Annotated in this window: 8 protein-coding genes; 1 reads left to right on the plus strand and 7 read right to left on the minus strand. The window is 67.8% G+C overall.

What is annotated here, in order from left to right; translation table 11 throughout:
• Positions 1-21: 21 nt before the first annotated feature.
• The 3 genes from pstA to pstS form a co-directional block, all read right to left on the minus strand.
• Positions 22-918 (minus strand): phosphate ABC transporter permease PstA, encoded by an 897-nt coding sequence (gene pstA / locus MBTS_RS22825; RefSeq protein ID WP_056147466.1) that lies wholly within the window; start codon positions 916-918, stop codon positions 22-24.
• A gap of 19 nt (positions 919-937) precedes the next feature.
• The gene (gene pstC / locus MBTS_RS22830) at positions 938-1,912 is read right to left on the minus strand and encodes a phosphate ABC transporter permease subunit PstC (RefSeq protein ID WP_018041938.1); all 975 of its coding nucleotides are present in this window, start codon (positions 1,910-1,912) and stop codon (positions 938-940) included.
• A gap of 141 nt (positions 1,913-2,053) precedes the next feature.
• Entirely contained in the window at positions 2,054-3,088 is a 1,035-nt protein-coding gene (pstS, locus tag MBTS_RS22835; RefSeq protein WP_056147468.1) for a phosphate ABC transporter substrate-binding protein PstS, read from the minus strand.
• A 307-nt stretch (positions 3,089-3,395) separates the two neighbouring features.
• On the opposite strand from pstS, the gene MBTS_RS22840 reads away from it, so the two are divergent.
• Entirely contained in the window at positions 3,396-3,629 is a 234-nt protein-coding gene (locus MBTS_RS22840; RefSeq protein ID WP_026175607.1) for a hypothetical protein, read from the plus strand.
• Between the two features lie 39 nt (positions 3,630-3,668).
• Here MBTS_RS22840 and MBTS_RS22845 read toward each other — a convergent pair whose 3' ends face one another.
• The 4 genes from MBTS_RS22845 to lpxC form a co-directional block, all read right to left on the minus strand.
• Positions 3,669-3,824, minus strand: a complete 156-nt coding sequence (locus MBTS_RS22845) for a hypothetical protein (RefSeq protein ID WP_373321256.1) — start codon at positions 3,822-3,824, stop codon at positions 3,669-3,671.
• Between the two features lie 152 nt (positions 3,825-3,976).
• Positions 3,977-5,650, minus strand: a complete 1,674-nt coding sequence (recN, locus tag MBTS_RS22850) for a DNA repair protein RecN (protein WP_147832980.1) — start codon at positions 5,648-5,650, stop codon at positions 3,977-3,979.
• A 118-nt stretch (positions 5,651-5,768) separates the two neighbouring features.
• Positions 5,769-6,647, minus strand: a complete 879-nt coding sequence (locus MBTS_RS22855) for an outer membrane protein assembly factor BamD (protein WP_018041933.1) — start codon at positions 6,645-6,647, stop codon at positions 5,769-5,771.
• Between the two features lie 222 nt (positions 6,648-6,869).
• Positions 6,870-7,817, minus strand: coding sequence for a UDP-3-O-acyl-N-acetylglucosamine deacetylase (gene lpxC / locus MBTS_RS22860; protein WP_192216561.1), 948 nt, complete (start codon positions 7,815-7,817; stop codon positions 6,870-6,872).
• Between the last annotated feature and the right edge of the window lie 474 nt (positions 7,818-8,291).

Raw genomic sequence — 8,291 nt, forward strand, 5'->3', positions numbered from 1 at the left:
GGATGGGACGGGGGCGCGGGGTCAGCGCGCCCGCTCGCTCTTGATGACGAAGCGGGCCACGATCGAGAGGGCGAGGATCGTGGCGGTGATGAGGAGGGCGCCGGCCCAGGCGAGCTGCTGCCAGTTCGAGTAGGGCGAGAGGGCGAACTGGTAGATCATCACCGGAAGGTTCGGGATGCCGCCCATGAGGTTGGGCGAGAACCAGCTGTTGTTGTTGAGCGCGGTGAAGAGCAGCGGCGCGGTCTCGCCGGCGATGCGGGCGAGCGCCAGGATGATGCCGGTGACGATGCCGGCGCTGGCACCGCGCCAGGTGATGCTCTTGATGACGACGGAGGGCGGTGCGCCCAAAGCCGCGCCGGCCTCGCGGAGCGTCGAGGGCACGAGGCGGAGCATGTCCTCGGTGGTGCGCACGATCACCGGGGTGGCGATGATGGCCAGCGCCACGCCGCCGGCCCAACCCGAATAGGTCCCCATCGGCCGCACCATCAGGGTGTAGACGAACAGGCCGATCAGGATCGAGGGCGCCGAGAGCAGGATGTCGTTGAGGAAGCGGATCACGTCGGCGAGCTTCGAGTGGCGGCCGTACTCGGCGAGATAGGTGCCGGCCATGACACCCACCGGCGTCGCGATGACGATGCCGATCAGGGTCAGGACCACGCTGCCGAGGATGGCGTTGGCGATGCCGCCGCCTTCCGATCCGGGGCCGGGCGTCGGTTCGCTGAAGAGCAGCGGCGAGAAGCCCTTCACGCCCTCGACGATGAGCATGAGCAGGATCGAGCCCAGCACGACGATGCCGATCAGCGTCGCCACGGTGCTTCCGACGATGAGCAGCTTGTCCGCCACGCGGCGGCTCGACCGGACGCGGCTGGCCTTGAGCGGCGGCGCGTCGTTGGTGGTGAGGGTGTTCACGGCGTCCATGGTTCGGGCTCCAGAGGGCTCAGGCGACCTTCACGCGCCGGACGAGCAGGCGTGCGACGATCAGGACGACGAAGGTGATGACGAAGAGGATGCAGCCCAGCGCCATCAGCGAGTTGAGCTGCAGGCCGTCGGCCTCGTTGAACTCGTTGGCGATGCGCGAGGCGATGGTGGAGCCGGGATCGAAGATCGAGCCGGACAGGCGGTTGGCGTTGCCGATGACGAAGGTCACCGCCATGGTCTCGCCGAGCGCGCGGCCGAGGCCGAGCATCACCGCGCCGATGATCGACACGGACGCCTGCGGCACCAGGACGTGGCGGACCACCTCCCAGGTGGTGCAGCCGATGCCGTAGGCGCTCTCGCGCAGCACGGTGGGGATCTGGTCGAGCATGTCGCGGGTGATCGAGGCGACGAAGGGCACGATCATGATGGCGAGGATGATGCCCGCCGTGAGGATGCCGACGCCGGAGGGAACCCGCGCGTAGAACAGCGTGCCGACGATGGGCAGGCCCTCGACGAGGCTCGACACCGGCATCTGCACGTAATGGGCGAAGAGCGGGGCGAAGATGAACAGGCCCCACATGCCGTAGATGATGCTCGGCACCGAGGCGAGAAGCTCGATCGTCATCGAGACGGGCTTCCTCGCCCAGCCGGGGCACAGCTGGGTCAGGTAGACGGCGATGCCGATGGAGATCGGCACGCCGATGACGAGGGCGAGCAGGGCCGAGACCAGGGTGCCGACGATGGCCACGAGGGCGCCGTACTGCTCCTGGCCGATGTTCCAGGCGCTGGAAGTGACGAAGCCGAAGCCGAACTCCCTGAAGGCCGGCCAGCCGCCATAGGCGATGGAGGCCAGGATGCCCGCGAGGAAGAGGAGGACCAGCAGCGCCGACGCGTAGGAGGCGGCGCGGAAGAGCTGGTCGCCGAGGCCGCCCGGCTTCTTGCGAGCGGGGGAGCCCGTGCGGGCCAGCGAAATCTGTTCAGTCAAGGCGGCCATCCGACGTCTGCTTCTTCACCTTGAGGGCTCGTATAGTGCGAGGTAGCGAGTGGCGAGGTGGAACACCGCGTCCTCTCGTGGCGCAGGCCCGGCGTTTTTGCCGGGCCTGCGCGGTTTCAGGAGTTCAGCTGGAAGGCTGCCTTAGAAGACGGGCTTGCCGTCCTTGCCCTTGATCTCTTTCCACTCGGTGTGGACGAGGGAGACGACGTTGTCCGGCAGCGGCACGTAGTCGAGGTCGGTGGCGAGCTTGTCGCCGTTCTTGTAGGCCCAGTCGAAGAACTTCAGCACGTCGGCGGACTTGGCCGGATCGGCCGGGTCCTTGTAGACGAGGATGAAGGTGGCCGCCGTGATCGGCCAGGCATCGTCACCGGCCTGGTTGACGAGGGAGATGCCGAAGCCCGGGGCGGCCTTCCAGTCGGCGGAGGCGGCGGCGGCCTGGAACGCCTTGTCGTCGGGAGCCGGGAACTTGCCGGCCTTGTTCTGGATCAGCGCGTAGCTGAGCTTGTTCTGCTTGGCGTAGGCCGATTCCACGTAGCCGATGGAGTTCGGCACCTGCTTGACGGTGGCGGTGACGCCCTCGTTGCCCTTGCCGCCCTGGCCGGCGGGCCAGCTGACCGTGGTGGCCGCACCGAATTCCTTCTTCCAGCTCTCGGAGACCGCGCTGAGATAGGTGGTGAAGATGCTCGTCGTGCCGGACGCGTCCGAACGGTAGACCGGGGTGATCGGCGAGTCGGGAAGCTTCAGCCCCTGGTTCACCGCGGCGATCTTGGCATCGCTCCACTTGGTGATCTTGTTGGCGTAGATGTCGGCGATGAGCTCACCGGTGAGCTTGAGCTTGCCCGGCTCGACACCGGCGATGTTCACCACGGTGACGACGCCGCCCATGACGGTGGGGAACTGGACGAGACCGTCCTTCTCCAGGGCCGGGCCCTTGAGCGGCGCGTCGGTGGCGCCGAAATCGACGGTCTTGGCCTGGATCTGCTTGATGCCGCCGCCCGAGCCGATGGACTGGTAGTTGAGGCCCGTGCCGGTCTCCTTGCGGTAGGCTTCCGCCCATTTCGAATAGACCGGGAAGGGGAAGGTCGCGCCGGCACCGGTGATGTCGGCGGCCTGAGCGACGGCGCCGAACTGCGCGGTGGCGAGCCCGATGGCGAGGGCGAAATGGAAGGGTTTCACGGTGGCTCTCCGTAATCTGTCCGGGCGCTGTAGGTGCCGCGCTGCAAGAGCGATCCTGCTGCAGCGCACCGTTACCCGCCCGATCATGCTGGCTCTATGACGGAGCCATGACAGATCGATGACAGGGGCTACCCGTTGACCGCATGAGCGGTGTGGGACAGGGAGAAAGCGGGGTGTGGACCGATGCCCGGACGAGGCGGCACGGTTTTGCGGCCTCGTGCGTTATACGATTCGGCGATGGCGATGACGGAGCAGCCCGTCTCGCCAGCCGTCCTGGAAGGTCAGCACCTTGGAGAACGAATCGAGTGTGACACCCACCGGGGGTGATGGCGATGCCGATTTCCTCGCCCTGCATGCGCGCAGGGAGGATCTTGAGCTCGAGCTCACCCGTGCCGAGCAGCGACGACAGTTCGGGACCGATCCGGACGAGGTCGCGAAAGCCGCCGAGGACGAGCGCGCCCTGCTGGCGGAGCTCGACGCGGTGATGACGCTGATCCGTGGCGCCGAATACCAGCGCATGCCGGGGGCTCGCCGCTGGTAGCGGCGACGGGCCGGCCGGGGTGAAGGAACCGTGACCGTCTCAGCCCACGCGGCGGCGGTCGCGTTCCTTGTGCCGGAGGCGCAGCAGGAGGTCGATCTGGCTGTCCGGAATCGGCTGCGTATCGAACGTGTCTTCGTAGATCGCCCGGAGGGTGCCACCGAGATGGTGGCGGGTCGGACTCGTCAGAATCGGCATGCCGTCCGACTCGTTCACAGGCCGGGGATCGGTCTCACCGTCTCCCAGATCCATCACGCGAACTCCCGATGTGCCGACGCGTTTCCATAAGATTCTCTGCGTCGTACCCATACCATCGCGCAAGATGGTTAACCGAAGGTTAAGATCGCGCGTCAGGCATCCGTAGATTGAAGCAGGCGTGCGGCCGCCGCTCGAGCCTCGTCGGTCACGGTGGCGCCGGCCAGCATGCGGGCGATCTCCTCCCGGCGGGCGGGCGCTTCCAGGGCGGAGACGCGGGTGGCGACTCGGTCGCGGCCCTTAACCGGGTCCTTGGCGATGAGGAAATGGGTCTCGGCCCGCGCGGCGACCTGGGGCGCATGGGTCACGGCCACGACCTGGACGCCGGCCGCGAGACGGGCGAGGCGGGCGCCGATGGCATCGGCCACGGCGCCGCCGACGCCGGTATCGATCTCGTCGAAGATCAGGGTCGGGGCCGAGCCCTTGTCGGCCAGCACCACCTTGAGGGCGAGCATGAAGCGGGAGAGCTCGCCGCCCGACGCCACCTTCATCATCGGGCCGGGCCGCGTTCCGGGGTTGGTCTGCGCCCAGAACTCGACGCGCTCGTAGCCCGCCGGGTCGCGCGATTCGGGGTCGGTGACGATCTCGGTGATGAAGCGGGCGCGCTCCAACTTCAGCGGCGGCAACTCGGCCTTCACGGCGAGGTCGAGGGCCTTGGCGGCCTTGCGGCGGCCCTCGCCGAGCTTGGTCGCGGCCTTGGCATAGGCCGCCTCCGCCTGGGCGAGCGTCGCCTCCAGACCGCCGAGGGCCTCCTCGCCGGCATCGATGGCGGCCACGTCCGCCTCGTAGCGCTGGCGCAGGGCGGCGAGGTCGTCCACCGGCACCTGATACTTGCGGGAGGCCGCGCGGAGCGCGAAGAGCCGCTCTTCCACCTGCTCCAGTTCGCGCGGATCGAACTCGGATTCGCGCAGGGCCGTATCGAGGACGGAATGGGCCTCGTCGAGGGCGGACAGCGCGGCGTCGAGGGCGGCGATGCAGGGCTCCACCAGGGCCGGGATCTGGCTCGCCCGCCGCTCCAGCTTGCGCATGGCCGAGGACAGATGGGACACGGCCGAATTCGGGCCGCCCGCCGCCTCGATCGCCTCGGAGAGCTCGCGGGCCACCTTCTCGCTCTGCTGCATGACCATGCGGCGCTCGGCCAGCGAGGTCTCCTCCCCGGCCTGGGGATCGAGCGTCTCCAGCTCCGACGCGGCATGGCGCAGGAAGTCGACCTCCTTGCGGGCGGCCTCCACCCTGGCGCGGTGCTCGGCGAGAGCCGAGCGGGCGGCGCGCACGCGCTTGGCCGCCTCGCCCACCGCCGCGAGGGGAGCCTGCAAGCCGCCGAAAGCATCGAGGATGGCGCGGTGGGTGCCGGGATCGGCCAGCGCCCGGTCGTCGTGCTGGCCGTGGATCTCGACCAGCGTGGCGCCGATGGCCCGCAGGACCTGCACGCCCACGGCCTGGTCGTTGACGAAGGCGCGGGTGCGGCCGTCGGCCATCTGCACCCGGCGCAGGATCAGGTCACCCTCGGTATCGAGATCGGCCTCGGCCGCGAGGCGGCGGGCGGGATGGTCGAGGGGCACGTCGAACACGGCGGTGACGCCGCCCTGCCCTTCGCCGTGGCGCACGAGGCCGCCATCGCCGCGCCCGCCCAGGGCCAGGGCGAAGGCGTCGAGCAGGATCGATTTGCCCGCACCCGTCTCCCCGGTCAGGACGCTGAGGCCTTCGCGGAAGTTCAGGGCGAGCTTATCGATGAGAACGATGTCGCGGATCGCGAGCTGACTCAGCATGCCGCGGGGTGGGCCTCGTTGGATACGGTGGCCACGTCTTACGGCGAAGCGGCGGCCGCTTCACCCGAAAAATGGCCCGCGACCGATATGCGTGTCGTCGCGGGTTGGGCCGATGCGCTTAGCGCGCGTCCGCGGTGCGGCCGATGACGCCGCGATAGACCTTGCTGAGCCAGGAGGATTTCTCCTCGCGGGGCTCCAGGCCGCCGTTCTGGAGGAGCGCGAACGCATCCTTGTACCAGGGGCTGTCGGGGAAGTTGTGGCCGAGCACGGCGGCGGCGGTCTGCGCCTCGGCGGTGATGCCCAGCGCCATGTAGGCCTCGACCAGACGCTCCAGCGCTTCCTCGGCGTGGCGGGTCGTCTGGTACTTGCTCACCACATCGCGGAACCGGTTGATCGCGGCGGGGAAGTTGCGGCGCTCCAGGTAGAAGCGGCCGACTTCCATTTCCTTGCCGGCGAGCTGGTCGCGGGTGATCTGGATCTTGGCCTTGGCGTCCGCCGCGTATTCCGAGGTCGGATATTTCTGGACGAGCTCCTGCAGACCGGCCAGCGCCTTCTCGGAGCGGTCCTGGTCGCGGGTCACGTCGGGGATCTGCTTATAATGCGACATCGCCATCAGGTACTGGGCGTAGGCCGCGTCCTTGCTCGCCGGGTGGCGCTGCAGGTAGCGCTTCGAGGCGTTGATGGCGTCGTCGTATTTGGCGCCCTCGTAATTCGAGTAGGCGGTCATCAGCAGCGCTTTGCGCGACCAGTCGGAATAGGCATAGGCCTTGTCGAGTTCGCCGAATTTCTTCGACGCGCCCTCGAAGTCCTTGTCCTCCATCTTGGCCAGGCCCTCGCTGTAGAGCTTGTCGGCCGGGACGTCGGGAATGACCTCGGGCTTGTACTTCTCGGCGAAGGGATTGATCGAGTCGAGGGCGTCGCAGCCGCCGAGGCCGAAGCCACACAGCGTCAGGAGCACGGCTGCCGTCGCCCCGCGGTTACGATCGTTGAGACGCATTCCGGTTCCCCCAACAGATGCGCCCGGCAAGGGGGCCGCATCGTCAAGCCATCACAAATGTCGGTCGAGCGGCTGACGGCACGGTGCCACGGCCCATGTGCCTCGATGGGGCACACGCGACCTCGCCTCTTGTCACGGACGATTTACCAGTGGCGTCCGATTTGGGCGTGAAAGCGGCGGCCGAGCGGCGGACGTATTCGAAGCGAGGATGTTGCTTGTCGGTTACAGGTCGCTGGCGAAGGCGGCGAGGCTGAGGCCGACGCCGAATTCCGGCCGGGTGGTCTCGCGGCGGGCGCCGGGCGCTTCGACGATGGTGTAGTTGGCGCGGTCGGCGAACAGCGCGTCGAGGACGCCGACATTCATCCGGTGGCCGCCACAATAGGAGCGGTAGGCGCCCTGGATCGGCAGGCCGGCGAGGGCCAGGTCGCCGACGGCATCGAGATACTTGTGACGCACGAACTCGTCGGCGTAGCGCAGGCCCCCGGGGTTGACGACGGCGTTGTCGCCGACGGCCACGGTGTTCTCGAGGGAGGCGCCCAGAGCGAAGCCGGCTTTCCAGTAGCGCTCCACGTCCTTCATCATGCCGAAGGTGCGGGCGCCGGCGATCTCGCGGCGGTAGGAGGCGGGGTTCAGGTCCATCGCCTTGCGGCTGCGGCCGATCACCGGGTTGTCGAAATCGATCTCGACGTCGAGGCGGAAGCCCCGGTCGATGGGGCGGAGCTCGGCGAAGGCACGTCCTACCTCGATGCGGACGGTGCGGAGCACCTTGATCCAGCGGCGGGGAGCCCCGCAGGTGGCGATGCCGACGGCGTCGATGGCTTCGACGTAGAGGCGGGCGCTGCCGTCCAGGATCGGCATTTCCGGCCCGTCGATCTCGACGAGGACGTTGTCGATGCCGAGCCCGAAGAGGGCAGACATCAGGTGCTCGATGGTGGCGACCGCGCCGCTCTCCACGTCACCGATGACGGTGCACAACTCGGTGGCGGAGACGCAGGCGTGGTGGGCCTTGATGAGCCGATCGTGGCCCGTGGGCATTCCGGTACGGAGGAAGCAGATACCGTGATTGGCCGCAGCGGGGTGGAGAGTGATCTCCACCGGCTTCCCGGAATGGACACCGATGCCACGCAGCGTGGCCGGGCCCTTGAGAGTGATCTGTTGGTTCGTCCGCATTCCCTAGCCCTCGGCCGTGATCAGGCTCGCTCTCCCTGGATTACGGGATTGCGCCGCCTCTTTGACCCGTCCGCTGCTTGAAGCCCCTGCGAGCGCTGACGGCGAAACCGCCGCGCCTTTTTCGTTCCAAAAATCGTATACGCGGCGGCCGAAGCGTTAGCCAAATCACGCTTTCTTACGCTCTGTTACAGACACGCTTTCCGGAGACGTTCCGGATAACCGTTTCCGGACAAGGACTTAAAACGAGGTTAAGCCCGGGTTCCTGAGACCCCGGGCTTGTTGCATAAAAACCTCAGCGGCTGTCCGGCGTGGCGTTTCAGTTCGCCTGACGACGCAGGAAGGCCGGGATTTCGAGCTGGTCGTCATCCATCAGACGGGGCTGGGGCGCCACACGTCCCTGTGCATCGAGGTTGCCCTGGGCCGGACGATAGGCCGGGGGAGCCGCCACGGGTGCCCGCTTGGTGTATTCCGGCT

Origin of the sequence: Methylobacterium bullatum, assembly GCF_014845095.1 — a bacterium.
GTDB classification, from domain to species: domain Bacteria; phylum Pseudomonadota; class Alphaproteobacteria; order Rhizobiales; family Beijerinckiaceae; genus Methylobacterium; species Methylobacterium bullatum.